Below are 24,768 nucleotides of genomic sequence, written 5' to 3'. Positions count from 1 at the left end.
CCCCACCCCCGAAGGGACACCCCCGATGCGACTCCGCCTCGCCCTCGCCGCCGGCATCCTGCTGGTCGCCGCCGCCGCGTCCTCCGCCCACGCCGGCCCCGGCGACGAGCTCTCCGTCGCCGGCCACGGAACCGTCGCCGACGACGGCACGGTCACCGTCTCCGGCACGTACCGCTGTCTCGACGACAGCTCCGGTCCGGTCCTCGTGAGCAGCACACTCGTCCAGGACGGGCGCTCCGCCGGGATCGGCGGCACCCGTGCCGTCTGCGACGGCCTGGAGCGCACCTGGTCCAACACGGCCGTCGTCAAGGAGCCCGGCTACCGCGCGGGCGACGCCCGGGTGAAGGCCACCCTGATGCAGCTCACGGCCACCGGCCCGCTGGGCCTTCCGCTGCCCGGCTTCCTCGCCGTGAAGGATTCGGACGTCACCCTGCGCTGAGCAGGGCGACCAGGCCCTCCCTGCCACGGACCTCGAGCTCGTCGAGGGCCGCGACCGCGCAGGCCGCCGCCTCCGGGTCGGAGGCGGCCAGGCCGCTCGCCTCGAACTCGTCCTCGTCGAGCCGCAGCACCTCGCTGCCGTCCGCCGACACCCACAGATCCAGGTCCAGGTCCTCGACCACGACCTCGGCGCCGTCGATCACGGCCGGCCTGGTCACATCGCAGTACCAGCCCTTGAGCGTCCCGTCGGAGGAGCGGACCTCCTTCACCGCGTACCAGCGGTCCCGCCAGTAGTGCTCCACGAACACGTCACCCGGCTCGAACCGTACGAAGCCGAAGTCCCGCACCCCCTCGGCCGCCCACGGAGCACGGACCGACAGCCGGGCACCGGCGTCGGTGAGGACTTCGGCGGGATAGCGGATCTTCGTGCGACCCGCCTTCACGAGCACAACCTCAACCGAGCGTGCGGGCATGACGTACCTCCGTTGCGCAGATTTCGTAGCCGAACCACTTGTTGATCGCCAGCATCGGCTCGTTGCCGGCGTCGTTCCCGGTGAACGCCTCCGTGCATCCGGCCGCTCGCGCCCGGTGCAGGGAGAGGTTCTTGGCGAGTTTGGCCAGCCCGCGCCCCCGGAAGGCCGGGTCGGTGCCGGTCATCCCGGTGCTGTACCGCCCCTGCCCGTCGGTCTGCGCGGCGCTGAACGCGGCGGGGCGGCCGTCGACGACCGCGACCGTGGTCAGCTCCGGGTCGAACAGCGGGTGGTTCCACGTGGCCGCCAGCCAGTGCTCGTAGTCCGTCAGCTCGGCGCCGACGTCGCCGGGCTCGTCGGCCGTGGTCAGCGCGTCGAGCACGAAGAGCGGACGGGGATCGGCGGCGAACTCGGCGGCGCTCCGCAGCTCGACACCGGCCGGCGGTTCCTGGAGCGGCGGCAGGTCGGCGGTCAGGTCGAGGCGGAGGAAGTGCGCGGAACGGCGGGCGGCGTACCCGTGCCGCTCGGCGAAGGCACGGAACCCCGGCTCGTCGAGCACCCAGCTGTAGAGCACCGTCGCGCCGTGCTGCGCGAGATGCTCCTCGGAGGCCCGCACCAGCAGCGTGCCGGCACCGAGACCCCGCTTCTCCGGGTGGACATAGACGTTGACCGACCCGACCCCGGCCTCGGGCGCGTCGTGCGCGATACGGAGCTGGGAGGTGCCGACGATCTCACCGTCGATCTCGGCGACCAGCGGACGCGCGTGCGCGTCGGGATGGGAGTGTGCCCAGTCGAAGGCCACCTGGGCGGCGTTCGCCAGCATGAACGGGACGGCGGCGCGCCGTACGCGGGCGAATCCCTCGGCGTCCTCAGGTCGTACATCACGGACGATCACAGTCATGGTGTCGCACGGTACGGGCCGAAGTGGCGCGGCCGCCTCCCCTTTTCTCCGGGCGCGGGGGCAGAATCGGGCCGTGACATTGCGAATTACCGTGGACACGGACTCGTCGACCGCCCCGTACGAACAACTGCGCGACCAGATCGCGAAGCGCGCCCGCTCCGGTGCCCTGCCTGTCGGCTACAAGCTGCCGACGGTACGCGGTCTGGCGGAGGAACTGGGTCTCGCGGCGAACACGGTCGCCAAGGCGTACAAGTCGCTGGAGGCGGACGGGGTGATCGAGACGCGCGGCCGCAACGGCACGTTCGTCGCGGCGGCGGGCGACGCGGCGGAGCGCCTGGCGGCGAGCGCGGCGGCGACGTACGCGACGGAGGCGAGGCGTCTGGGCCTGACCCGCGAGGCGGCGGCCTCGGCGGTGACGGACGCGCTTCGGGCGGCGTACGGGAGTTGATCCCCCACCCCGCCCCTACAGGTACAGGCCCGCCTCGGGGGTGCGGGAGTCCGGGATGGCCGCGGGGGAGGTGCCGCGGCGGAGCGCGAAGAGCTCGGCCAGCGTCGCGCCCTCGCGACCCACGCCCTCCTCCGTACCCAGCCACCCCACCGCCTCGCGACGCGTCAAACCGCCCACCTCGATCCGCGCCAGGCACCGCCCCGGGCGGACCACCGCCGGGTGCAGCCGCTCCAGGTCCTCGTTGGTCGTGACGCCGACGAGGACGTTGCGGCCCTGGCCCAGCAGCCCGTCCGTCAGGTTCAGGAGCCGGGACAGCGCCTGGCCCGCCGTGTGCTTCGCCTCGCCGCGGATCAGCTCGTCGCAGTCCTCCAAGAGCAGCAGCCGCCACCGCCCCTTCGCCGTGCCCTCGTCCTCACCGATCGCGATGTCCATGAGATAGCCGACGTCGTTGAAGAGCCGCTCCGGGTCCAGGACGCAGTCCACCTGGCACCAGTCCCGCCACGACCGGGCGAGGGTGCGCAGCGCGGACGTCTTGCCCGTTCCCGGCGGCCCGTGGAGCAGCAGCAGCCGCCCCGCGATGTCGTCCGGGGTGACCTTCATCAGCCGGTCCATCGCGTCGGCGACCGGCGCCGTGTAGTTGGGCCGGATCTCCTCCCACGTCCCCGCACTGATCTGACGGGTCGTACGGTGCGGGCCGCGCCGCGGCGACACGTACCAGAAGCCCATCGTCACGTTCTCGGGCTGTGGCTCGGGCTCGTCCTTCGCCCCGTCCGTCGCCTCCTTGAGGACCTTCTCCGCCAGCTCCGCCCCGGTCGCTGTGACGGTGACGTCCGCGCCTCGGTTCCAGCGGGAGATCAGCAGGGTCCAGCCCTCGCCCTCGGCGAGCACCGCGCTGCGGTCGTCGTCCTTGGCCGCCCGCAGCACCTTCGCCCCGGCCGGCAGGAGCGTCGCGGCGGGCTTCACCCGGTCCAGGGTGGTGCTGTGGGAGTGCGGCTGCTCGCCGGTCGCGAAGCGGCCGAGGAACAGCGCGTCGACGACGTCGGCGGGTGAGTCGCTGTCGTCGACGTTGAGCCGCATCGGCAGTGCTTGCTGCGGCTCGGACGGCGGCGTGGTGGCAGACATGACGGCCATGATCCGGCAATCGGGCATTCCGCGCACGGTGTTTTGAACGGGACGATCCACGGGTCGCGGCGTCGGCGGCCACCGCGACCCTCGGGGTCAGATCGCGCGCCGACCGGCCGCCCGCAGGGCCCCCCGCGCCCTGCGCACCACCGCGTACCCCTTGGTCAGCGCCCGATCCGCGGCGAAGGTGCGTCCGATCGCCCGGCCCTCCACAAGCCGTTCGAACTCCTCGATGCCGGTGGAGCGCCGGACGGTCACCCGCGCCAGGGCGTACGGTCCCTGAGCGCGCCTCGCCATCGCGTTGCCGACCGCGAGGGCCTGGGCGTATCCGGCCGCCCGGACCGTCCGCCGGACGCGCCGGTTGGAGTACCCGTACGGATAGGCGAACGACACCGGCGCCTTGCCCAGCTCCTCGCGGACGACCTCCTTGCAGCGCAGGGTCTCGTACCAGAGCCGTCGGTCGTCGACCTGGTCGAGCTGCGGATGCGTGTGGGTGTGGCCGCCGATCTCCGTACCGGCGGCGGCCAGTTCACGGACCTGGTCCCAGTCGAGCATGGTGTCCAGGGCCCCGCCCTCGTCGTACGCGCCGCGCAGCCAGCCCGTGGAGACGAAGAGCGTGGAGGCGAAGCCGTGTTTGGCCAGCACCGGCAAGGCGTGCCGGTGCACCCCCTCGTAACCGTCGTCGAAGGTGATCAGGACCGGGCGCGCGGGCAGGGCTCCGCCCGTGCGCCAGGCCGTGGCCAGGTCGGTGGTGGTGAGCGGGGTGAGTCCGCGGTCGGCCACCACCGCCATCTGCTCGGCGAACGCCTCGGGCGAGACGGACAGCCGGTGCGTCGCCGGAGCGGGCCGGTGGTCCACCGCGTGGTACATCAGGATCGGTACGGGTCCGGTCACGCGGCCACCTCCGGAGCCGATGACGAGTCCGACCACGTCGGGATCGGGCCCGAGGAGAACGTCGCCCCGCCCCGGCGCACCCGCAGCGCGCCCTGTACGAACCCGCCGGCCGCCACGACCACGCCCGCCACGATCGCGCCCGCCCGGCCCGCGCCGCCGGGGCGGCCGAGTACGGCGTCGCGCAGTCCGCGCGCGACGCCCGCGGGCAACACCCGGGTGGTGTAACGCCGTTCGGCCTCCAGGCCCTCGTTCGCGCCCACGCTCCTGGACACCAGCGCCTTGGAGATCCCCTCGGCATACGTCCGGCTGCGGAAGTAGCCGAATCGCTCGCGGGCGGCCGGAACCTTGTGGTGGATGACGGACCGGTCGTCGATCAGCAGCACCGCCTCCGGGAGTGCCTGGGAGAGCCGGATGCACAGCTCCGTCTCCTCGCAGCCCAGCGGTCGCTTGTCGCCGTCCCGTCCGATGCCGGTGGCGAAGCCGCCCGCGACGTCGAAGGCCGTACGCCGGAAGGAGGCGTTTCCTCCCAGCACATTGCGTACCTGGACCAGTCCCGGCGGCAGGCCCCGGTACGTGCAGCCGACGACCCAGTCGAACTCCTCGGGGAACCAGTCCGGCCGCCTTCCCGACGCCCAGGCGGGCAGGGTCCGGCCGCCGACGGCCATCACGTCCGGGTCCTCGTACCCCGCGGCGAAGTACCGCAGCCAGTCCCGCTCGGCGACGGCGTCGTCGTCGAGGAAGGCCACGAACTCGCCGCGGGACGCGGAGATTCCGGTGTTGCGGCCGGAGGAGAGGCCGCGGGGGCCCGCGTTCGCGAGCACCCGCACCTCCTCACGTACCGCCTCGTCCTTGAACTCCTCGGTCAGCCGGGCGAGGAGCCGCTCGTTGTGGTCGACGACGAGCAGGATCTCCAGCGCCGGGTGGGACTGCGTCCGTACGGAGTCGACCGCCGCGAGGATGTCCTCCCAGCGCTCCTCCGTGTAGACGCAGATCACGACCGAGAACCGCCGGTCGCTCAAGACGCCTCTCCTCGGGGGATGTTGACGGAGAACGCGGTGGGCCGGCGGCGCGCCGCACGTCTCACGCCCTTCTCCTTGAGGATGACCTTGAGGACCCGGATGCCGTCGCGGACGGCGTTGAGGTTGCTGACGCCGTGGATGCGCAGATACTCGTGGCTCGGCACCTCCTGGACCTTCAGCCCGGCCTTGACGACCCGGATGTTGATGAGGGTCTCGATCTCGAAGCCGGTGCAGTCCAGGGTGATCTCGTCGAGGCAGCGCCGCCAGAAGGCGTTGTACCCGTAGCAGAGATCGGTGTAGCGGGCGCCGAACTTCCGGTTGACCAGGGCGCACAGAGCCCAGTTGCCGAGCCGGCGGATCGGCGTCATGTCGTCCGTGCCGCCGCCGTTGGCGAAGCGGGATCCCTTGGCGAAGTCGGCGCCGCCGACCAGGGCGGAGACGTAGGAGACGATCTCCTGGCCGTCGGCCGAGCCGTCCGCGTCGACCATCACGATGATGTCGCCGGTGCAGGCGGCGAATCCGCTGATGAGGGCGTCCCCCTTGCCCTTGCCGACCTGCTTGACGACCTTGACGTCGGGCCACAATTCACGGGCGACCCGAACGGTGTCGTCGGTGGAGTTTCCGTCGACGAGAACGACTTCGTGGATCCAGTCCGGAAGCGTCTTGAAGACGTAGGGAAGATTTTCCGCTTCGTTCATCGCGGGGATGACCACACTCACCGGCGGTGTGATCGCCAAATGCGAGGTGATCGCCTTGTATTGAGCGGCTATCAGGCTCTGGTCCGCGGAATCATGGCCGGTGACGGCCGGGCGCAGGAATGAGCTCATGGCTGGTGTTTCCCTCTCGTCCGGTGGACCGCCCGCCCCCGGGCTGTCCGGTGGTCTGTCCGGTTCGAAAGGGGGGTACTCACCCCGTCCGCACGGCAGCAATCGCCGTATGGCATGGGTGAGTTGGCATCTCAAGCCGCGCGGCACGCGACTCGGCGACACACGTGTGTGCGCCGAGCACAGCACCCCCCTACCGCGCCCCGCTCCGGGACCATCGCGACGCTAGAGCCCTCCCCTGAGCCGCTTTGTCGATGGACCGATGCGGGTGAGATGTACGACGGTATTGATGAATGCGACTGTATGGCAAGTCCTGGATCGACGACTCCCGTTTCTGCTAATTGGCGAGCCTTCGGCGGTCAGATACGGAACCGTCCCGATCGGATTTTCGCAATCCGTTTGCCCAATGTTGCCATTGGGGTTGGAAGAAACTTCTGAGTAATGCCGTGCGAATTCATTTGGGGTCGTGTTCGACCGTTCGCGGCGGGCCGGCTCCGCATGATCCTTCAGCTGGCTTGATTTCGACGGTCCCTGACGGAGGGTCGGCAACTTCTCGCCAAGGATTCTTGGCATGGACACTTCCAGTGAGTCGGATGCGCTGCTACTACCAAGTAACGCAGTGATCCTGCTACAGGGAGGTTCCATGAAACTGTCCCGATTCGCGGCTTTCTCGTCCTCACTGATGCTCGGCGCCGTCCTCGCCCTGACCGGGGCGGGAGCCGCGCAGGCCGCCGAAACCGCAGCGCTCGACTACGTGGCGCTCGGAGACTCGTACTCCTCCGGTGTGGGCGCCGGGAGCTACGACAGCGCCAGCGGCGACTGCAAGCGCTCCACCAAGGCTTTTCCCGTCCTCTGGAAGAACGCGAACGCACCCTCGTCGTTCGCCTTCACGGCTTGCTCGGGCGCCCGAACGGGTGATGTCACGAGCGGGCAGCTCGGACCCCTCTCCACCGCCACCGACCTGGTCTCTCTCACGATCGGCGGCAATGACGCCGGCTTCGCGGACGTCATGACCACCTGCGTCCTCCAGTCGGAATCGTCCTGCATCAACCGTGTGAATCAGGCCAAGGGCTACGTCGACACGACCCTGCCCGGGAAGCTCGACGCGGTGTATTCGGCCATCGCGTCCAAGGCACCGAACGCCCGGGTCGTCGTCCTCGGCTATCCGCGCTTCTACAAGCTCGGCGGCGGCTGCGTCGCCGGGCTGAGCGAGAACGAGCGCCGCGCCATCAACGACGCGGCCGACTATCTCAACGCGGCCATCGCCAAGCGCGTGGCCGACCACGGCTACACCTTCGCCAGCGTCGTTCCCCCGTTCACCGGGCACGAGATCTGCTCCGGCTCGGCGTGGCTGCACAGCGTCAACTGGCTCAACATCGGGGAGTCGTACCACCCCACCGCCGCCGGACAGTCCGGCGGCTACCTGCCCAGCTTCAGGGCTGTGGCGTAGCTGACCCGCTCGGGGAGGTGACCCCGTCCGTCGGGGTCGCCTGCTCACAGGTCACCGAGAACTCCACCCAGTTCGAGCTCTTCTCGACCGGGGAGCGCACCTCGAGCCGGATGCGGTCGCGACGGGTCCCGTCCGCCCGGTACGTCAGTTCGGTGTGCTCCACCCGCTTCTCCCGCGGGCCGTCCGCGGCGAACTCCAGTGTCTGCCAGTCCGTCGCCGAGCTCTCACCGCTCTCCGTCGCCCAGCGGTACTCTACCGAGACGGGCGTGCGCCCCACGGTGAGCACCCCGGCGAACGCGGGGGCCGAGGCCTCCGGCGGCGGACAGGCCCCGCTGTAGCCGTCGCGCACCGCCCGCACATGCACCAGCAGAGTCTGCGCCGGTGGCGGAGTGGTCTGCGTCGTGCGCGGGCTGCTCGGGGCGGTCGTGGTGGGGCCGGTCGAGGGAGTCGCCGGTGAACTCGTCACCGGGGCGCTACTCGTCGGTGTGCCGCCCGGGTCCTTGTCGTCGTCCTGGTTCCGCAGCAGCGCGTACGTCAGTCCGCCCACGGCCAGCAGCAGAAGGGCGACCCCGGCGGCGAGCACCGTACCGGCCCTGCTCGGGCGTTCCTGGGGCGGTGCCCCGCCCGTGGGTCGTTCAGGGAGCGGGCCGTACGGAAGGGGTAGCGGCGGCGTCGGCCCGGCGGACTCGGTCGGGCTGCCCTGGGCGTCCGGCTCCGGGGATGCGGGCACGGACCGCACCGGCCCCGGACGAGGCGCGCCGCCCGCCGCGACCAGTCTCAACTCCCGCTCCGCCTCGGCGGATTGGAGCCGTTCCTGCGGATCCTTGCGGAGCAGTCCCTCGATCACGGGGGTCAGCGGGCCGGCTCTGCGGGGTGGTGGCAGCTCCTCGTCCACCACGGCTCGCAGGGTGCTCAGCGGTGTGTCCTGACGGAACGGCGAGTCGCCCTCCACCGCCGCGTAGAGGAGCACGCCGAGCGACCACAGGTCCGAAGCGGGCCCCGGGGTGCGGCCCAACGCCCGCTCAGGGGCGAGGAATTCGGGCGAGCCGACCAGCTCGCCGGTCATCGTGAGGCCGGAGGTCCCCTCCACCGCCGCGATGCCGAAGTCGGTGAGGACCACCCGGCCGTCGTTGGCGAGCAGCACGTTGCCCGGCTTCACGTCCCGGTGCAGCACCCCGGCCTCGTGTGCGGCGCGCAGTGCGGCCAGTACGTCGGCTCCGATGCCCGCGGCGCGCTGCGGGGGCATGGGGCCCTCCGCGTCGAGGACGTCGGAGAGGGTCAGCCCGCGGATCAGCTCCATCACGATCCAGGGCCGGCCGTCCTCGGTGGCCACGTCGTACACCGTCACCACGTTGCGGTGCGAGATCCGGGCGGCCGCCCACGCCTCCCGCTCCAGGCGGGCGTAGAGCCGCCGCTCGTCGTCCCCCGCGAGCCCGGCCGGGGCGCGGACCTCCTTGACGGCGACATCGCGGGCCAGGACCTCGTCCCTGGCCCGCCAGACGGTGCCCATGCCCCCCTGGCCCAGGACGTCGAGGAGTCGGTACCGCCCCGCGATCACGGTCATGGCGTGTCCCCGTCCGTCGTCCACCGGTGGAACATTCCTGCCCCCGCCCCGGCCACTTCGAACACCGCGCCGCGAGCCCGAGGTGATCTTGGTGGTGGAGATCACATACCATCGGACGACCACGGCCGACGGGCTTGCGTGCAGGATGGTTCGTGACGGTTCGCCAGGTGTTCGAGCGCTGTCCAACTCGCCCTGGAATCAGATGGATTCGGACAGTAATCGTCAACCCCCGTACGAGTGCGGTGAATCCTGCCGCCGGGATACACGAGTGTCACAGCGGGGCGATAGGGTTAACCTGCCCGGGCTGGGTGCCCTCGTTAGGGTGGGGAGTGACATGGAACAGATAGCAATGCGCAGCAGGCCGCGAGTGCCTGCCATCACATGCGGGAGCAGTGCGACCAGTTCGCGACTCGACCGTCATCTCGCGGTGCTCGGCGGTCCCGTCGTGCCGCAGCGCGACGCGGCCGAGGCGACGCTGCTGATGCGCGAGCTGACGTCGCGTGACGTCGCGCACAGCCGCCGTAGCAAGAGCGCGCGCGTCTCGCTCTTCGCCCCCCTGCGCCGCCTGCGGCGCTCGCTCTTCGGCAGCCGCGGCTAGCCGGCGTTCCTTCGGGGTCGTGGGCATCCGATCCGCAGGGCATGGGATCCCCCTGGGGACACCTCCCGGGCGAAGCCCCGGGGGAGAAGCCCCGGGGGAAGGTGGTCACACCCCCGATGTGCGGCTGCCCCACCCCGCTCACCCCCGCGGCCCCGTCACGCCACGACACCGTCTCCTCGTAGCGTCTCCAGCTCCGCCGGCCCCACCCCGAGCTCACTGAGCACCGCATCCGTGTCCTCCCCCAACGCCGGGATGCGGCCCATCCGGGCTTCGGGTCCGTCCGGGAACGTGACCGGCGGCAGCAGGGTCCGCAGCTGCCCGGCCGCTGAGTCCACGAACCGCCAACGGTCCCGCGCCGCCAGTTGCGGATGCTCCGCCAGATCCGCGACCGTGTTCAGCCGCGCGCAGGCGACCCCCGCCGCGTCCAGCCGCGCCAGCGCCTCCGCCGCCGTCAGCGGCGCCAGCGCGTCCGCCACCACCGCGTCCGTCTTCGCGCGGCCGGCCACCCGCGCCGTGTTCGTGGCGAACGCCGGATCGTCCGCCAGATCCGGTCGGCCCAGGACCCGTTCGGCGAGTCGGCGCCACTCACGGTCGTTCTGGACCGACAGCAGAACCAGGCTCCCGTCGGCCGTCGGATAGGCGTCGTACGGCGCGATCACGGCGTGCGCCAGCCCCGTGCGCGCCGGTGCCGTGCCCCCGTGCATCCCGTGGTGCAGCGGATGCCCCATCCACTCGGCCAGCGAGTCGAGCAGCGACACTTCCACGGGCCCGCCCCGCCCGGTCGTCCCCCGTCGCACCAGCGCGGCGAGGACGCCCGTGCAGGCGTACATCCCCGCCGCGATGTCGGCCGCCGGAATCCCCGACTTGACCGGTTGTTCCTCCGTCCCGGTCACCGAGACCAGCCCCGCCTCGCACTGCACGAGCATGTCGTAGGCCCGTTTGTGCGCGTACGGTCCACCCGGCCCGTACCCCGAGACGTCCACCGCGATCAGCCGGGGATGCGCTGCGCAAAGCGTGGCCGCGTCCAGGCCGAGCCGGGCCGCCGCGCCCTGCGCCAGGTTCTGGACGAAGACGTCGGCGCCGGCCACCAGCCGGCGGACCAGGGCGAGCCCCCGGGCGTCCTTGAGGTCGACGGCCACCGACTCCTTGCCGCGGTTGCACCACACGAAGTGCGAGGCCAGGCCCCGCGCGGCCGTGTCGTAGCCCCGGGCGAAGTCTCCGCCGTCCGGACGCTCGATCTTGACGACGCGGGCGCCCAGGTCCGCGAGCTGGCGGGTGGCGAAGGGGGCGGCGACGGCCTGTTCGACCGCCACGACCGTGATCCCCTCCAGGGGGAGTGGCTGAGTGCTCATGACAGCCCTGCCTACCCTGCGGGCGACGCCTTGTCACCGTCGCCCTCGTCACCGTCGTCCTCGGGCCGTGTCACCCGCGGGCGTAGCGCCGCACCGCGAGCGGGGCGAAGACCGCGATCAGCGCCAGCGACCAGAGCAGCGCCCCGGCCACCGGGTGCGCCACCGGCCAGGCGGCGTCCGCCGGCGCGGTCGCGTTGCCGAACAGCTCCCGTACGGCCGTCGTCACCGCCGAGATCGGGTTCCACTCGGCGACCGTCCGCAGCCAGCCGGCCATGTTCTCCGTCGGGATGTACGCGTTCGAGAGCAGCGGCAGCATGAACGTGGCGCTGCCCAACTGGCCGGCCGCCTCCTCGCTCTGCGAGGCGAGGCCCAGCAGGATGCCCACCCAGGTCGCCGCGAAGCGGAAGAGCAGCAGCAGACCGAAGGCGCCCAGCGCCTCCGGAGCGGTGCCCTCGATCCGCCAGCCCATCGCGAGCCCGACCAGGATCATCGGGACCATGCCGACCGCGCTCGTCACCAGATCGGCGAGCGCCTGCCCCAGCGGGACGGCGGCCCGGCTCATCGGCATGGTCCGGAAGCGGTCCATCACACCCCGGTGCGTGTCCTGGGCGGCCTGGAACATCCCTGTCATGAGCCCGCCCGCCGCCGTCGCCACGAGCAGGCCGGGCACCAGGTACGCCCGGTACTCGGTGCCGGGCATGGCGAGCGCGCTGCCGAAGACGTACCCGAAGAAGAGCAGGAAGACGATCGGCATGGTCTGCGTCATGACGACGATCGCCGGGGCCCGGCGGACCTTGTGCAGGTGGCGGCCCAGTACCGCCCACCCGTCTCCCATCGCCGCCCCTACGGAGAGCGCTTCGCGCGCGCCCTTCCTTCCGTCGTGGACCAGTGCGCTCACGCGGCGAGCTCCTTCCGGTCGGTGAGGCGCAGGAACACCTCGTCGAGGGTGGGCGGACGCAGGGACGCGTCGACGATGTGGACACCGGCCGCGTCGATCTCGCGGACGATCCGGGGGAGGGTGACGGTGGTGTCGGTGGTCACCGCGCCGACCGTGCGCCGCTCGGCGTCGAGCACGGGTGCCGAGCCGGTCAGCTGGTCGAGCACGGCGGCCGCCGCGTCGAGCAGCGCCGGGTCGGCGACCACCACCTCGGCCCAATTGCCGATCATCGCCTTGAGTTCGGACGGAGTGCCGCGGTGTGCGGCCCGGCCCTCGTCGATCAGCACGATGTCGTCGGCGAGCTGATCGGCCTCCTCCAGGTACTGCGTGGTCAGCACCACGGTCGTGCCCTGGGACGCCAACCCCCGTACGGCGTCCCAGATCCCGTTCCGGCTGTGCGGGTCGAGCCCCGTCGTCGGCTCGTCGAGGAAGAGGACCCGCGGCGGGACCAGCAGGCTCGCCGCGAGATCGAGCCGGCGGCGCATCCCGCCCGAGTAGGTCCGGGCGGGCCGGCCGGCCGCCTCCGTGAGGCCGAACTGCTCCAGGAGTTCGTCGGCGCGGGCGCGCGGGGCACGCAGCAGTCTGGCGAAGAGCCGCAGGTTCTCGGCGCCGGAGAGGTCCCCGTCGACCGAGGCGTACTGGCCGGTGACGGCGATCCGCCTCCGCACCCCCGCCGGGTCGCGCACCAGGTCGTGTCCGGCGACCCGGGCGCTGCCCGCGTCCGGGGCGACCAGCGTGGTCAGGACCCGCACGGCGGTCGTCTTGCCCGCGCCGTTGGGGCCGAGGACCCCGCAGACCGTGCCCTCGGGGACCGCCAGGTCGAGTCCGCGCAGCGCGTGGACGTCGCCGTAGCGCTTCCTCAGACCCTCACTAAGTACAGCGTACGTAGTAGTCATGGTTCGACCATACCTCACTACGTACGGTGTACGTAACTACGATGGTGGGGAGGTGATGATCAATGGCGGGCCGAGCGGCCGAACCGGAAGTGATCTGGGCGCGCCCCGAGCGCACGGGCCGTGGCCCGAAACCGGCGTACAGCAGGGCCGACATCGTGGCCGCCGCGGTGCGGATCGCCGACGCCGACGGGATCGACGCGCTCTCGATGCGCCGGATCGCGGCCGACATCGGCTGCGGCACGATGTCGCTCTACAACTACGTCCCGCGCAAGGAGGATCTGTACGAGCTGATGGTCGACGCCGTCAGCGGCGAGTACGACCTCCCCGACCCTCCGAGCGGTGACTGGCGCGCGGACATGGTCCACGTGGCGCGCGAGGCCCGGGGCATCCTGCGCCGCCACCCCTGGGTGATCAGGCTGATGACGACCGGGTACGCCTTCGGCCCCAACGCGCTGTGCTTCCTGGAGGGGTGTCTGGCCTGCCTGGACGGCCTCGACCTGCCCGGCGGCACCAAGATGGAGCTGATCGCGACGGTGAACGGCACGGTGATGACGATCGTCGCCAACGAACTCGCCATCGCCGAGCGCGCCCGCGGACTGCCCTGGTCGGAGGAGCAGGAGCAGGCGGTGCGCGGGGCCTATCTGGCGGAGCGGCTCGCGGGCGGTGCCTACCCCAGGCTGGCCGCGGTGTTCGGCGCGGCCGGGGTCGGTCCCCTCGACCCCGACGAGATCTTCGACCGGACGCTGGGGCGGGTCCTCGATTCCTTCGTCCCGGGCCGGGTTCCGCCGTCCTAGAGCAGCGCGAACTGGCCCTCCGGCCCCTCCTCCTGATGGTCCAGTACGGAGGCGGGGCGGCGCGCCGCGTCGGGTACGGGGAGCACTCCCGCCTCCCGTAGCGCGGCCCGGGTCAGTGGCGTGCCGCGCGTGAGCGCCTCCCGCTCCGGCTCCCGCTGGGCCAGGAGGGCCAGGACCGTGATCAGCTCCAGGAGCTCCGAGGTCCACTCCTGCGGCCAGGCCGCCGGACCGATGGCCTCCAGACCGCCGGTCTCGGCGGGCGCGGTCCGGTGCGCGAACCACTGCTCGAGCATCCGCACCCCGCCGACATGGAACTCCCACGCCTCGGCCGGGACGGGCGAGATCCTGCCGTCGTCCAGGGTCAGGGTCTCCTCCTCCGGCTCGTACGCGAGCACGGTCGGCCGGGCCGGGATCGGCGCCCGTACATAAGGCCGCCGACCACCGGGCAGCCGGGGCCGCTCGCCGCCGCGGGAGCCCCGCAGCTGGATGTCGGTGAGCCGCCGGCCCAGCTCCACGCCCGCGACCCAGACGTCCGGGTCCGCGGGGAGCGGGACGCGACAGCCGGCGGCGGAGGGGCGGGCGGCGGCGACGGCCCAGGCCAGTACGGACTCCGGGGCGACCGGCCGTCCGTACCGCTCGCTCAGCAGCGGGAGCAGACCGGGTGCGAGGTTCGGCTCCTCGCCCCCGGGGCGACGGAAGAGCGGCCGGATCCGACCCGGGCGTCCCGCGGGGGAGCGGCCGGCGGGCAGCGCCGAGGTCACCAGGAGCGCGGGACCGGACGCCCCCGGCACGTACCCCTGCTCCACGGCGAACAGCTGCCTCTCGTCGGCGACCCGCCAGAGCTCCGGGCGGGCGGTGTCGATGAGCCGGTGATCAGGGAGCAGCCACTGCTCGTCGAACGGGCCGTGGGCCAGTCGTACCGGCTCCGGACACGGCCCCGACTCGCGGACGAACCGGACGGTGCCGGTCCGCTGTCCGGGCAGCGCGGCCACCGAACTCGACGGCGTCCGCGCCCGGCTGGGCCGGAACAGCTCCTCGCGCTCGGTACCCTCCGCCCCGACGAGACGGTCCCAGCGCGCCCGCAGCGTCCGGACGTCGGGCGCCACGATCCAGGAACGGCCGAGCCGCAACGGCGCGACGGACCACGGCATCAGCTCGTCCAGGAGAGGCGCCTCGTCCAGCGGTACGTCTTCGGTCACGCCCCGGATGCTAGCGAGCGGGCTCAGTGCGCCTCCACCGTCACGGTGAACGAGAACCGGTCACCCCGGTAGCGGATCCGGGCCACGTCGACCACCCGGCCGTCCTCGTCGTAGGTCACACCGGTGTAGTGGAGGATCGGCGAGAGCAGCGGCACCTCGAGGAGCGCGGCCGTCTCCGGGTCGGCGAGGCGGGCCTCGACGGTGTCCGTGATCCGGCTGATCCGGACCCCCATCACGTCCCGCAGCACCTTCGTCATCGGCCAGCGCTCCAGATCGGCCGGGTCGAGACCGGCCGCGATCTCCGGCCGTACCGCGTTCTGCGCCCAGTTGGTCGGCTCGCCGGTCTCCCCGTCGCGCCGCAGCCGCCGGTACGCGACGACCTCGGTCACATCCGGGAAGTACTCGGCCAGCTCGCCCGGCACCGGCTCGCTGCCGTGACCGAGGACGGTGGTCCGCTCGCCGGACTGCTGGGCCACGATCGCGTCGATCGAGCCGAGCAGCCGGCGCGGGCTGGAGCGCCGGGCGCCCGGTTCGATGAAGGTGCCGCGCCGCCGGTGCCTGCTGATCAGGCCCTCCTCCTCCAGCTCCTTGAGGGCCTGGCGCATGGTCAGCACGCTCACGCCGTAGTGCGCGGCGAGCTGCTCCTCGGTGGGCAGCCGCAGCGAGGCGTCGGGCGTGCGGCCCAGTATGGAGGCGCGCAACGACTGCGAGACCTGATACCAGAGCGGCAGCTTGCGGTTCAGGACCAGCGAGTCGGGAGCGAAGGCGGTCACGGCGTTCTCCGTACGACGACTACGACGAGACTCGACGGCTACGAGACTCTACGGCCGGAAGTGGCGCTCCAGACCCTGCCACACGTCGTCGTACCCCTTCTGCAGATGGTCGGCGTTCGCGGCCTGGCCGGTGGCGGTGACGGGCCAGCGGGTCTCGAACATGAAGGCAAGACCGTCGTCGATCCGCTGCGGCTTCAGCTCCGCCGCGCTCGCCTTGTCGAAGGTCTCCCGGTCCGGGCCGTGCGCGGACATCATGTTGTGCAGCGAGCCTCCGCCGGGCACGAAGCCCTCCGCCTTGGCGTCGTAGGCGCCTTCGATCAGGCCCATGTACTCGCTCATCACATTGCGGTGGAAGTACGGCGGGCGGAAGGTGTCCTCGCCGACCAGCCAGCGCGGCGCGAAGACCACGAAGTCGACACCCGCCAGGCCCGGGGTGTCGGACGGCGAGGTGAGCACCGTGAAGATCGACGGGTCCGGGTGGTCGTACGAGATCGTCCCGATGACGTTGAAACGGTGCAGGTCGTAGACGTACGGGGTGTGGTTGCCGTGCCACGCGACGACATCGAGCGGGGAGTGGCCGTACGTCGCCGACCAGAGGTTTCCGCAGTACTTGTTGACTACCTCGACCGGACCCTCGACGTCCTCGTAGGCGGCGACGGGCGCGCGGAAGTCGCGGGCGTTGGCCAGGCCGTTGGCGCCGATCGGGCCGAGATCGGGGAGCTGGAAGGGCGCCCCGTAGTTCTCGCAGACGTATCCGCGGGCACTGTCGTCCAGGAGCTCCACGCGGAAGCGGACGCCGCGCGGGATCAGCGCGACCTCGCCGGGGCGGGCGGCGAGCAGGCCCAGCTCGGTGCGGAGCAGGAGCCCGCCGCGCTCGGGGACGATCAGCAGCTCGCCGTCGGCGTCGCTGAAGACCCGGTCCATGGAGGCGTTCGCGTGGTACAGGTGCACGGCCATGCCGGCGCGCTGGGTGGCGTCGCCGTTGCCACCGAGGGTCCACAGGCCGGCGAGCCAGTCCGTGCCCGGCGCCGGGTCGGGCAGCGGGTTCCAGCGCAGCCGGTTGGGGTCGGGGACGGTCTCGGTGAAGGGGGCCGAACGCAACGCGCCGTTGTCGATCCGGGCGAACGGCGGGTGCGCGGCCGAGGGCCGGATGCGGTAGAGCCACGAGCGGTGGTTGTGCGCCCTGGGCTCGGTGAAGGCGCTGCCGCTGAGCTGCTCGGCGTAGAGACCGAGAGGGGCGCGCTGTGGCGAGTTGCGGCCGTGCGGCAGCGCGCCGGGCACCGCCTCCGAGCTGTGCTCGTTGCCGAAGCCGGTGCTGTAGTCCAGCGCCTCGGCCACTTTCCTGGCCTGCTCCGTCGGCTGTTCCGTGGTCATCGCCCGCTCCTGTCCTGAGCCCGCAAAGGAATCCTATGGATGACCGTAGGATTCCGCGACCGCTCGCGTCAACGGGTCACGGTTCGACGTGATGCGTGCAGAAGGGGTTCCAAAACATGAACATTGCTCTACTCTCACGCGCATGTCGTGGACCCGTAGGCTCCTTGTCGCGCTCTCGGTCGTTCTCGCGGCGCTCGCCGCCGCCCTCGTCACCGCTCCCGGGGCCCAGGCCCACGAGGAGCGGCCCGTCACCTTCCCCGACGGCTCCGGCAGTGTGCCGACGCTGCGCACCGGGGAACCCGATCTGCTGGTCTGCAAGACCGACCGGGCCGACTTCACCCGCCGCGTCTCCGGCTTCCCGGCCGAGGCGAAGGCCCGGAACCTGGCCCTGTTCGAACGCTGTACGCGGACCGGCTACCGCCATCTCCAACAGGCCGTCGACGCCGTCGACCGACCCGGCATGACCATCGCCGTCCTGCCCGGCCTGTACGAGGAGGAGCCCTCACAGCCCGCGCCGACCGGCGCCTGCGCCTCGCTCAAGGCGCCGAACTCCGCGCTCGGCTACCAGATCCTGTCGTACGAGCAGCAGAAGCAGTGCCCCCACAACCAGAACCTGGTCGCGATCCTCGGCAAGAAGAACCTCCAGATCGAGGGCACCGGCGCCTCGCGCCTCGACGTCGTCTTCGACGCCAAGTACACCAAGCTCAACGCGATCCGGGCCGACGAGTCCGACGGGATCTACTTCCGCAACTTCACCGCCCAGCGCACCACCTTCAACTCGCTGTACGTGCTCGCCGGCGACGGATTCGTCATCGACAACGTGCTGACCCGGTGGAACGACGAGTACGGCTTCCTGACCTTCGCCTCCGACCACGGCCTGTACAAGAACTGCGAGTCGTACGGCAACGGCGACTCCGGCATCTACCCCGGCTCGGCCTCCGACATCAACGACGGCCGCGGCTACGACGTCCCGCGCTACTCCATCGAGATCACCGGCTGCCGCAGCCACCACAACATGGTCGGCTACTCGGGCACGGCCGGGGACTCGGTCTATGTCCACGACAACGAGTTCGACCACAACATGGGCGGCGCGTCGATGGACTCCGCCTTCCCCGGCCACCCCGGACTTCCGCAGAACCACGCCCGCTTCGAGCGGAACCTGATCCACGACAACAACCAGAACTACTACCGCCACGTCGCCGACGGGACCTGCGCCAAGCCGCCCGTCGAGCGCGGCTACGAACAGGGCGTCGTCTGCCCGCAGATCTCCATGCCACCCGGCACCGGCATCATCACGGCGGGCGGCAACTGGAACCTGTACGAGAACAACTGGGTGTACGGGCACCAGCGCGCCGCCTTCTTCCTGAGCGCCGTCCCCGCCTTCATCCGCGGCGAGTCCGACTGGGGCAAGCAGACCGACACCTCCCACCACAACCGTTACGCCGGCAACCACCTGGGCGTCGACCGCTCCGGCGCCTCCCGCCCCAACCGCGCGGACGTGTGGTGGGACGGCCAGGGCGGCGGCAACTGCTGGCAGGCCGACGCCGGGGCGTCCAGCCCGGGCGCCCTGCCCGAGTGCGGGACGCGGCGGGGCGAGGTCTCGGGGAACACCGACCGGCTCGTCGGCGAACCGGCCAAGCTGGCCCACCTCCTCGTCTGCGCCGACTACAGCGTCCAGGCGCGACGGCTGCCGGCCGGCTGCGACTGGTACGGGGCGCGGGGCATCCAGCGCGTCGAGACCCAGCTCGCCCTGGCGGTCGCGGTCGTCCTCGCCCTGGTCGGCGGTGTCCTGTGGTGGCGCAGGCTCCGCGGCAGCCGGCTCGCGGGCGCGGCGACCCTCGTGGGCCTCGCGGGCCTGGCGCTGGACGTGGCCGGCTCGACCCTCGGCCTGTCCTCGGGCCCCGTCCCCGCCCTGGCGCTGCTGCTCATCGGCGCCTGGTGGACGGCGCTCGGCCTGGCCCTGCGGCCGACCCGCCCCGCCTTCGCCTGGACCACCGTCGCCCTCGGCGCCCTCACCCTCCTCGATGCCTTCGACAAGGCCGTCCTGATGATCCCCTGGATCCCCCTGAGCCCGGCCTGGCTGCGCGGACTCCTCGCCGTGCTCTGGGTGCTCTGGGCCGTGGTGGCGGCCGGCCGCCGCACCCCACCGGCCTCCGTCGCCTCGTCCGCACCGCGGGACGAGGCCGCCGAGACCGCTGGAGGCCGGGCATGAGTGCCGAGCCGACGACCGGCACTCCCGCGACGACCGAAGCGGCCGCACTGCGCAGGACCGGAGGAGGCGCCGCGGCGCGGGGGGCCGGCGGGGGAGGGTCTGCGGTGCGTGGGACCGGCGCGGGTGGGTCTGGTGTGCGTGGGACCGGGGGAGGGTCTGCGGTGCATGGGATCGGTGGGCGAGGGTCTGCGGTGCGTGGGACCGGTGGGGGAAGCGCCGCGGTGCGTGAGACCGGGGGAGGGTCTGCGGTGCGTGGGGCCGGCCGGGGAGGCGCCGCGGTGCGTGGGACCGGCGGGAGAGCAGTCGCCCGCGCCTCGGCCTCCCGCGCCTCGGCCTCCCGCGCCTCGGCCTCCCGCGCCTCGGCCTCCCGCGTCTCGGCCTCCCGCGCCTCGGCCTCCCGCGCCTCGGCCTCCCGCGTCTCGGCCGGCCGGGGCGGGACCGCTGCCCGGCGTGCGGCCGCCCTCGGTGGGATCGTTCTCGCCGTCGTTCTCGCCGTCGGGTGCGGCGGCCGGGCCACCACGCACCACAAGCCGGGCACCAGCCACCAGGAGGCGACCGGGGGCAGCGGGACGCTGCTCCCGGCGAAGGACGAGGCCGGGCACCGGCTGCGGGAGGTGCCCGTCGCGGGCGCCCCCGCCGTACGGGCCGATGCGCGGCCCGACACCGAGGGCGGCTGGAACATCCACCTGACCGTGGAGAGGTTCCGCTTCACCCCCGAGAGCGTCGGCGGCGCCGCGATCCCGGGCCGCGGGCACGCCCGGCTCCTCGTCGACGGCAAGGAGGCCGGCCGCGCCTACGGACCCTGGCACCACATCCCGCCCGGCGCGCGCACCGTGACCGTCCGCCTCCACGCGGACGACCACACCGTCTGGGCCGTCGCGGGCAAGCCGATCGAGGCCACCGTCCCCCTGACCGGCGCCGCGCCCACCGTGGGCGCGCCTCCGGCCGCCGCGACACCGACCGCCACCGCCACAGCCGCCGGCCGGACCGTCGAGATCACCGTCACCGGCACATCCGTACAACCACCCCCTTCCCGCGTCGAGTTGAAGAAGGGCGAGCGCATCACCCTTCGCGTCACCAGCGACCGCGCCGACACCCTCCACGTCCACGGCTACGACCGCGAACTGCCCCTCGCCCCCGGCGAACCCGCCTCCCTCACCCTGACCGCCGACCGCACCGGACTCTTCGAGGTCGAGACCCATGAGTCCGGACTCCTGCTGACCCAACTCGTCGTCCGGTGACCGCTCCCGCGCGCCTCCTCGCCCACGGAGTCGGCTCCCAGCACGACCTCCCCCTCTCGCCCTTCTACGCCTACGCCGGCGCGTTCGCCGCGCTCTTCGTCTCCTTCCTCGCCCTGGGCCTCCTCTGGTCCTCCTCCCGCTTCCGAGGAGACCGGGCGGGCCGCCCCCTGCCCGCAGCCGTCCAGCGCCTCGCCGACGCCCCGGCCACCCGCACCGCCCTCCGTCTCATCGGCGCGGGCGCCGGCCTCGCCGTCCTGCTCCATCTCCTCCTCGGGCCCGACGATCCCGACCGCAACCCCGCCCCCGGCGCCGTCTACGTCCTGCTGTGGGTCGGGCTCGTCCCCGCCTCCCTCCTCCTCGGCCCCGTCTGGCGCCTCCTCAACCCCCTGCGCACCCTCCACGCCCTGCTCCCCGCGGCCCGGGCCCCTCGCCCCGTGCCCGCCGGTCTCGGCATCCGCCCCGCCGCCGCGGGACTCCTCCTCTTCGCCTGGCTCGAACTCGCCGCCCCCGACCCCGCGTCCACCACCACCCTCCTGACCTTCCTCGCCGTCCTCACTGCAACCGGCCTCCTCGGCGCCGCCCGCCACGGCCCGGACTGGTTCGCCCACGCCGACCCCTTCGAGGCCTACTCCTCCCTCCTCGCCCGACTCTCTCCGCTCGGCCGCCGCGCCGACGGCCGACTCGTCCTGCGCTCGCCCTTCGACGGCCTCGACTCCACCCCACAGACCCCCGGCCTCGTCGCCACCGTCAGCGTCCTCCTCGGCTCCACCGCCTACGACGGCATCTCCGACAACCCCCGCTGGGTCACCACCCTCCAGACCTCCGCACTCGGCCCGACCCTCACCGCCACCCTCGGCCTGCTCGCCGCCGTGGCCCTCGTCACCGTCCTCTACGCCCTGTGCGCCGGCACCCTGCGCCTCATGTCCCGCACGCTCACCCACCCCCTCACGTCCTTCGCCCACTCCCTCCTGCCGATCGCCCTCGGCTATCTCGTCGCGCACTACTTCACACTCTTCGTCACCGAAGGGCCACGTACGGTCATGATGGCAGCGGGCACCGACAACGCCCCCGCGCCCGCCCCACCCCTGAGTCCCGGCGGCCTCGCCACCCTCCAGGTCGCCGCGATCGTCACCGGTCATGTCCTCGGCGTCGTGGCCGCCCACGACCGCTCCGTGCGCCTCTTCCCGCCCGCCCGGGCGGTGGCCGGCCAACTCCCGCTGTTCGCGCTGATGATCGCGTACACCCTCGGCGGCATCGGCCTGCTCATCGCCTGACCCGCGCATCTCCTGACCCGAACCAGGATCGGAGCGGCATCATGGACCCCGTGCCCCCGCCCTCACTCCGCCGCACCCCCGTCCAGCAGCGCAGCGCCGAGCGCCTCGCCCGGATCCTCGACGCCTGCGCCGAACTCCTCGACGAGACCGGCTACGAGCAGCTGAGCACCCGCGCCGTCGCCGTCCGCGCGGGTGTCCCCATCGGCTCCGTCTACCGCTTCTTCGGCAACAAGCGCGCCATGGCCGACGCCCTCGCCCAGCGCAACCTCGACCGTTACGCCGAGCGGATCGCCGCCCGGCTCGCCGTGGCCGGACACGTCGACGCGTACAGCGCGATCGACGGCGTCCTGGACGAGTACATCGCCATGAAGCGCACGGTGCCCGGTTTCGCGCTCGTCGACTTCGGCGTCCCGGCCCCGCCCGCCGGCGAGGGGCCGGGCGAGGATGCCAACCACCTCGTCGCCGACCGCCTCTGCGGGCTGCTCGCCGACCATCTCGGCCGTACCACCGACGACGTCCTGCGCCGCAAGGTGCTGGTCGGCGTCGAGGCCGCCGACGCGCTGCTCCAGCTCGCCTTCCGCACGGACCCGTCCGGGGACCCGGGGCTCGTCGCGGAGATCCGCGAGCTTCTCTACGCCTATCTCGCACCCTCGCTGACATGACCCTCCCCACCGTGCGTACCGGTCGGTATGCTCGCTGGTGCCCGCGCGTCACAGCCGCCGCCCCAGGGAGCCCGCCATGTCCACCGCCCTGCGTATCTGCCCGCTCTGCGAAGCCACCTGCGGGCTGACCCTCACCCTCGACGGCTCCCGTGTCACCGGAGCTCGCGGGGACCGCGACGATGTCTTCAGCCAGGGCTTCATCTGCCCCAAGGGCGCCTCCTTCGGCGAGGTCGACGCCGACCCCGACCGCCTCACCGGGCCCCTCGTCCGCAAGGGCGGCATCCTCCAGGAAGCCACCTGGACCGAGGCGTTCGACGCGATCGCCGCCCGCGTCCGGCCCCTGATCGAGGAGCACGGCCCGAACGCGGTGGGCGTCGTCCTCGGCAACCCGAACGTCCACACCATGGCCGGCGCGCTCTACCCGCCCCTGCTGCTCGGCGCGCTGCGCACGCGGAACCTGTTCACCGCCTCCACGCTCGACCAGATGCCCAAGCACGTCTCCAGCGGACTGCTCTTCGGCGACCCCTTCGCCATCCCCGTACCGGACCTGGACCGCACCGACCATCTCCTGATGCTCGGCGCCAACCCCCTGGACTCCAACGGAAGTCTCTGCACCGCCCCCGACTTCCCCGGCAAGCTCAAGGCGCTGCGCAGGCGCGGCGGCACCCTCACCGTCGTCGATCCGCGCCGTACGCGCACGGCCCGGCTCGCCGATCGCCATGTCGCCATCCGCCCCGGCGCCGACGCCTTCTTCCTTGCCGCGCTCGTCCACACCCTCTTCGCCGAGGACCTCACGGACCTCGGCGCGCTCACCGAGCACATCGAGGGAGTGGAGGAGGTACGGGAAGCGGTACGGGACTTCACGCCCGAGGCCGTCGCCACCGCCTGCGACCTGGACGCCGACACCATCCGCACCATCGCCCGGGAACTGGCCGCCGCACCCACGGCCGCCGTCTACGGCCGCATGGGCAGCTCCACCGTCGCGTACGGCACGCTCGCCAACTGGCTCGTCGACGTCCTCAACGTCCTCACCGGCAACCTCGACCGCCCCGGCGGCGCGCTCTTCCCGCTCGCCGCCACCGCCCCCGCGCCCCGCCCGGCGGGACCCGGCAAGGGCTTCGCCCTGGGCCGCTGGAGCAGCCGCGTCTCCGGTCACCCGGAGGCCAAGGGCGAGATCCCGATGGCCGCCCTCGCCGAGGAGATCGAGACGGAGGGGGAGGGGCGAATCCGCGTCGTGATCACCGTCGCCGCCAACCCCGTCCTGTCCGCACCCGACGGCACGCGTCTCGACGCGGCCCTGAGCACCTTGGACTTCATGGTCGCCGTCGACCCGTACCTCAACGAGACCACGCGCCACGCCGATGTCCTGCTGCCCCCGCCGCCACCCTCGCAGAGCGCGCACTTCGACTTCGCCTTCAACAACTTCGCCGTCCGCAACCAGGCCCGCTTCACGCCAGCCGCCGTCCCTCTGGAAGAGGGACGCATGGACGAGTGCGAGATCCACGCCCGGCTGATCCTCGCCGTCTCCGGGATGCACGGCGCGCCGCCCTCGGCCGTCGACGACCTCGCCATCGACACCACCCTCGCCAAGGCCGTCGCGCAGGATCACTCGCCCGTCCACGGCGCCGACCCCAAGGCCGTCGCGGCCCAACTGAGCGGCGCGACCGGGCCCGAGCGGCGCCTCGACATGATGCTGCGCCTCGGCCCGTACGACCTGGACCTCGAAGCCCTCCGCCGGGCGCCCCACGGCATCGACCTCGGCCCGCTGAAGCCCCGCGTCCCCGGGCTACTCAAGACCCGCAGCGGACGCGTCGAGCTGCTGCCCGCGCCGATCGCCGCCGATCTGCCCCGGCTGCGCGCCGCCCTCGACACCGAACCGGGCGGCCTCGTCCTCGTCGGCCGGCGGCATCTGCGCTCCAACAACAGCTGGCTGCACAACGTGCCGTCCCTCAACAGCGGCTCGAACCGGTGCACCCTCCAGATCCACCCGGACGACGCCGACCGGCTCGGCCTCGCCGACGGCAAGCCCGCCCGGATCGCGGCCGAGGGCGGCGAGCTGGAGGCCGAGGTGGAGATCACCGACACCGTACGGAACGGGGTGGTGAGCCTGCCGCACGGCTGGGGCCACGACCGTCCGGGCACCCGTCTCGCGGTCGCCGCCGCACGCCCCGGGGTCAATGTGAACCAGCTCCTCGACGGCACCCGGCTGGACCCGCTGTCCGGCACCGCCGTGCTCAACGGCTTCCCCGTGGAGCTGTCACCCCTGCCGTGACCTGGGGTTTTGCTCGTATTGCTCACGCGTCGACATCTTGTTAACCGCGGAAGG

The 24,768-nt window shown here is 72.3% G+C and carries 23 protein-coding genes; 10 read left to right on the top strand and 13 right to left on the bottom strand.

Annotation, left to right across the window (positions count from 1 at the left end; all coding sequences use genetic code 11):
* Window positions 1-25: 25 nt before the first annotated feature.
* Window positions 26-439 carry a DUF6299 family protein gene (locus ACZ561_RS20710; RefSeq protein ID WP_470996956.1) on the top strand — a complete coding sequence of 138 codons (414 nt, stop codon included), beginning with the start codon at window positions 26-28 and terminating at the stop codon, window positions 437-439.
* Here the strand turns inward: ACZ561_RS20710 and ACZ561_RS20705 are convergent.
* The gene (locus ACZ561_RS20705) at window positions 426-911 is read right to left on the bottom strand and encodes a ribonuclease FAU-1 family protein (protein WP_470996953.1); all 486 of its coding nucleotides are present in this window, start codon (window positions 909-911) and stop codon (window positions 426-428) included. The genes ACZ561_RS20710 and ACZ561_RS20705 overlap by 14 nt on opposite strands.
* Window positions 892-1,809 (bottom strand): GNAT family N-acetyltransferase, encoded by a 918-nt coding sequence (locus ACZ561_RS20700; protein WP_470996950.1) that lies wholly within the window; start codon window positions 1,807-1,809, stop codon window positions 892-894. The genes ACZ561_RS20705 and ACZ561_RS20700 overlap by 20 nt, the downstream gene beginning before the upstream one ends.
* 73 nt (window positions 1,810-1,882) lie before the next feature.
* Between ACZ561_RS20700 and ACZ561_RS20695 the strand changes: the two genes are divergently transcribed.
* Window positions 1,883-2,257 (top strand): GntR family transcriptional regulator, encoded by a 375-nt coding sequence (locus tag ACZ561_RS20695; protein ID WP_376434734.1) that lies wholly within the window; start codon window positions 1,883-1,885, stop codon window positions 2,255-2,257.
* A 15-nt stretch (window positions 2,258-2,272) separates the two neighbouring features.
* On the opposite strand, the gene ACZ561_RS20690 is transcribed toward ACZ561_RS20695, so the two are convergent.
* From ACZ561_RS20690 to ACZ561_RS20675, 4 genes are all read right to left on the bottom strand, one after another.
* Window positions 2,273-3,379, bottom strand: coding sequence for a DUF5925 domain-containing protein (locus ACZ561_RS20690; RefSeq protein WP_470996947.1), 1,107 nt, complete (start codon window positions 3,377-3,379; stop codon window positions 2,273-2,275).
* A gap of 96 nt (window positions 3,380-3,475) precedes the next feature.
* The gene (locus ACZ561_RS20685; RefSeq protein ID WP_470997211.1) at window positions 3,476-4,249 is read right to left on the bottom strand and encodes a polysaccharide deacetylase family protein; all 774 of its coding nucleotides are present in this window, start codon (window positions 4,247-4,249) and stop codon (window positions 3,476-3,478) included.
* A 20-nt stretch (window positions 4,250-4,269) separates the two neighbouring features.
* Complete coding sequence (locus ACZ561_RS20680; protein WP_470996944.1) at window positions 4,270-5,292, bottom strand: glycosyltransferase family 2 protein; 1,023 nt, start codon at window positions 5,290-5,292, stop codon at window positions 4,270-4,272.
* Window positions 5,289-6,119: a glycosyltransferase family 2 protein gene (locus ACZ561_RS20675; protein ID WP_470996941.1), complete on the bottom strand. Its 831-nt coding sequence runs from the start codon at window positions 6,117-6,119 to the stop codon at window positions 5,289-5,291. Before ACZ561_RS20675 ends, ACZ561_RS20680 begins: the two co-directional genes overlap by 4 nt.
* Window positions 6,120-6,759: 640 nt before the next feature.
* Here ACZ561_RS20675 and ACZ561_RS20670 point away from each other — a divergent pair.
* Window positions 6,760-7,566: an SGNH/GDSL hydrolase family protein gene (locus tag ACZ561_RS20670; protein ID WP_470996939.1), complete on the top strand. Its 807-nt coding sequence runs from the start codon at window positions 6,760-6,762 to the stop codon at window positions 7,564-7,566.
* On the opposite strand, the gene ACZ561_RS20665 is transcribed toward ACZ561_RS20670, so the two are convergent.
* Window positions 7,550-9,130, bottom strand: coding sequence for a serine/threonine-protein kinase (locus tag ACZ561_RS20665; protein WP_470996936.1), 1,581 nt, complete (start codon window positions 9,128-9,130; stop codon window positions 7,550-7,552). The genes ACZ561_RS20670 and ACZ561_RS20665 overlap by 17 nt on opposite strands.
* A 334-nt stretch (window positions 9,131-9,464) precedes the next feature.
* Between ACZ561_RS20665 and ACZ561_RS20660 the strand changes: the two genes are divergently transcribed.
* Window positions 9,465-9,728: a hypothetical protein gene (locus ACZ561_RS20660; protein WP_376434722.1), complete on the top strand. Its 264-nt coding sequence runs from the start codon at window positions 9,465-9,467 to the stop codon at window positions 9,726-9,728.
* Window positions 9,729-9,883: 155 nt separating this feature from the next.
* On the opposite strand, the gene ACZ561_RS20655 is transcribed toward ACZ561_RS20660, so the two are convergent.
* The 3 genes from ACZ561_RS20655 to ACZ561_RS20645 form a co-directional block, all read right to left on the bottom strand.
* Window positions 9,884-11,080, bottom strand: a complete 1,197-nt coding sequence (locus ACZ561_RS20655; RefSeq protein WP_470996933.1) for a CaiB/BaiF CoA transferase family protein — start codon at window positions 11,078-11,080, stop codon at window positions 9,884-9,886.
* Window positions 11,081-11,150: 70 nt separating this feature from the next.
* Window positions 11,151-11,915 carry an ABC transporter permease gene (locus tag ACZ561_RS20650; RefSeq protein WP_470997209.1) on the bottom strand — a complete coding sequence of 255 codons (765 nt, stop codon included), beginning with the start codon at window positions 11,913-11,915 and terminating at the stop codon, window positions 11,151-11,153.
* Window positions 11,916-11,974: 59 nt separating this feature from the next.
* Window positions 11,975-12,913: an ATP-binding cassette domain-containing protein gene (locus ACZ561_RS20645; protein WP_470996930.1), complete on the bottom strand. Its 939-nt coding sequence runs from the start codon at window positions 12,911-12,913 to the stop codon at window positions 11,975-11,977.
* Between the two features lie 62 nt (window positions 12,914-12,975).
* Here ACZ561_RS20645 and ACZ561_RS20640 point away from each other — a divergent pair, with 62 nt between their 5' ends.
* A complete protein-coding gene (locus ACZ561_RS20640; RefSeq protein ID WP_470996927.1) occupies window positions 12,976-13,707 on the top strand; it encodes a TetR/AcrR family transcriptional regulator in 732 nt (243 codons plus the stop codon).
* Here the strand turns inward: ACZ561_RS20640 and ACZ561_RS20635 are convergent.
* The 3 genes from ACZ561_RS20635 to hmgA are packed head-to-tail and all read right to left on the bottom strand — an operon-like array spanning window position 13,704 to window position 17,053.
* On the bottom strand, window positions 13,704-14,915 hold the full coding sequence (locus tag ACZ561_RS20635; protein ID WP_470997207.1) for a type ISP restriction/modification enzyme: 1,212 nt from the start codon (window positions 14,913-14,915) through the stop codon (window positions 13,704-13,706). The two genes, ACZ561_RS20640 and ACZ561_RS20635, sit on opposite strands and share 4 nt — an antisense overlap.
* 14 nt (window positions 14,916-14,929) lie before the next feature.
* A complete protein-coding gene (locus ACZ561_RS20630; RefSeq protein ID WP_376434712.1) occupies window positions 14,930-15,679 on the bottom strand; it encodes a GntR family transcriptional regulator in 750 nt (249 codons plus the stop codon).
* A gap of 48 nt (window positions 15,680-15,727) precedes the next feature.
* Window positions 15,728-17,053, bottom strand: a complete 1,326-nt coding sequence (hmgA, locus tag ACZ561_RS20625) for a homogentisate 1,2-dioxygenase (RefSeq protein ID WP_470996924.1) — start codon at window positions 17,051-17,053, stop codon at window positions 15,728-15,730.
* A gap of 142 nt (window positions 17,054-17,195) precedes the next feature.
* Between hmgA and ACZ561_RS20620 the strand changes: the two genes are divergently transcribed.
* The 5 genes from ACZ561_RS20620 to ACZ561_RS20600 all read left to right on the top strand — a co-directional run bounded on the left by ACZ561_RS20620 (window position 17,196) and on the right by ACZ561_RS20600 (window position 24,714).
* Window positions 17,196-19,265, top strand: coding sequence for a right-handed parallel beta-helix repeat-containing protein (locus tag ACZ561_RS20620; protein WP_470996921.1), 2,070 nt, complete (start codon window positions 17,196-17,198; stop codon window positions 19,263-19,265).
* A 470-nt stretch (window positions 19,266-19,735) separates the two neighbouring features.
* The gene (locus tag ACZ561_RS20615) at window positions 19,736-20,506 is read left to right on the top strand and encodes a hypothetical protein (RefSeq protein WP_470997205.1); all 771 of its coding nucleotides are present in this window, start codon (window positions 19,736-19,738) and stop codon (window positions 20,504-20,506) included.
* A complete protein-coding gene (locus tag ACZ561_RS20610; RefSeq protein ID WP_470996918.1) occupies window positions 20,503-21,780 on the top strand; it encodes a hypothetical protein in 1,278 nt (425 codons plus the stop codon). The genes ACZ561_RS20615 and ACZ561_RS20610 overlap by 4 nt, the downstream gene beginning before the upstream one ends.
* A gap of 41 nt (window positions 21,781-21,821) precedes the next feature.
* Entirely contained in the window at window positions 21,822-22,442 is a 621-nt protein-coding gene (locus ACZ561_RS20605; RefSeq protein WP_470996916.1) for a TetR/AcrR family transcriptional regulator, read from the top strand.
* A 76-nt stretch (window positions 22,443-22,518) separates the two neighbouring features.
* On the top strand, window positions 22,519-24,714 hold the full coding sequence (locus tag ACZ561_RS20600) for a molybdopterin oxidoreductase family protein (protein ID WP_470996914.1): 2,196 nt from the start codon (window positions 22,519-22,521) through the stop codon (window positions 24,712-24,714).
* Window positions 24,715-24,768: the final 54 nt, after the last annotated feature.

The organism is Streptomyces sp. NPDC039609, from assembly GCF_055596705.1.
Note: the sequence above shows the minus strand (reverse complement) of the source record. Positions and strands in the feature narration are given on the sequence as shown.

What these genes read in the sequence shown, in the direction of transcription:
- ACZ561_RS20665 (WP_470996936.1), bottom strand. Translation starts at nt 9,130, where the DNA reads ATGACCGTGATCGCGGGGCGGTACCGACTCCTCGACGTCCTGGGCCAG.
- ACZ561_RS20710 (WP_470996956.1), top strand. Translation starts at nt 26, where the DNA reads ATGCGACTCCGCCTCGCCCTCGCCGCCGGCATCCTGCTGGTCGCCGCC.
- hmgA (WP_470996924.1), bottom strand. Translation starts at nt 17,053, where the DNA reads ATGACCACGGAACAGCCGACGGAGCAGGCCAGGAAAGTGGCCGAGGCG.
- ACZ561_RS20660 (WP_376434722.1), top strand. Translation starts at nt 9,465, where the DNA reads ATGGAACAGATAGCAATGCGCAGCAGGCCGCGAGTGCCTGCCATCACA.
- ACZ561_RS20640 (WP_470996927.1), top strand. Translation starts at nt 12,976, where the DNA reads ATGGCGGGCCGAGCGGCCGAACCGGAAGTGATCTGGGCGCGCCCCGAG.
- ACZ561_RS20690 (WP_470996947.1), bottom strand. Translation starts at nt 3,379, where the DNA reads ATGTCTGCCACCACGCCGCCGTCCGAGCCGCAGCAAGCACTGCCGATG.
- ACZ561_RS20675 (WP_470996941.1), bottom strand. Translation starts at nt 6,119, where the DNA reads ATGAGCTCATTCCTGCGCCCGGCCGTCACCGGCCATGATTCCGCGGAC.
- ACZ561_RS20620 (WP_470996921.1), top strand. Translation starts at nt 17,196, where the DNA reads ATGTCGTGGACCCGTAGGCTCCTTGTCGCGCTCTCGGTCGTTCTCGCG.
- ACZ561_RS20705 (WP_470996953.1), bottom strand. Translation starts at nt 911, where the DNA reads ATGCCCGCACGCTCGGTTGAGGTTGTGCTCGTGAAGGCGGGTCGCACG.
- ACZ561_RS20655 (WP_470996933.1), bottom strand. Translation starts at nt 11,080, where the DNA reads ATGAGCACTCAGCCACTCCCCCTGGAGGGGATCACGGTCGTGGCGGTC.
- ACZ561_RS20650 (WP_470997209.1), bottom strand. Translation starts at nt 11,915, where the DNA reads ATGGGAGACGGGTGGGCGGTACTGGGCCGCCACCTGCACAAGGTCCGC.
- ACZ561_RS20670 (WP_470996939.1), top strand. Translation starts at nt 6,760, where the DNA reads ATGAAACTGTCCCGATTCGCGGCTTTCTCGTCCTCACTGATGCTCGGC.
- ACZ561_RS20600 (WP_470996914.1), top strand. Translation starts at nt 22,519, where the DNA reads ATGTCCACCGCCCTGCGTATCTGCCCGCTCTGCGAAGCCACCTGCGGG.
- ACZ561_RS20685 (WP_470997211.1), bottom strand. Translation starts at nt 4,249, where the DNA reads ATGTACCACGCGGTGGACCACCGGCCCGCTCCGGCGACGCACCGGCTG.
- ACZ561_RS20645 (WP_470996930.1), bottom strand. Translation starts at nt 12,913, where the DNA reads ATGACTACTACGTACGCTGTACTTAGTGAGGGTCTGAGGAAGCGCTAC.
- ACZ561_RS20605 (WP_470996916.1), top strand. Translation starts at nt 21,822, where the DNA reads ATGGACCCCGTGCCCCCGCCCTCACTCCGCCGCACCCCCGTCCAGCAG.
- ACZ561_RS20700 (WP_470996950.1), bottom strand. Translation starts at nt 1,809, where the DNA reads ATGACTGTGATCGTCCGTGATGTACGACCTGAGGACGCCGAGGGATTC.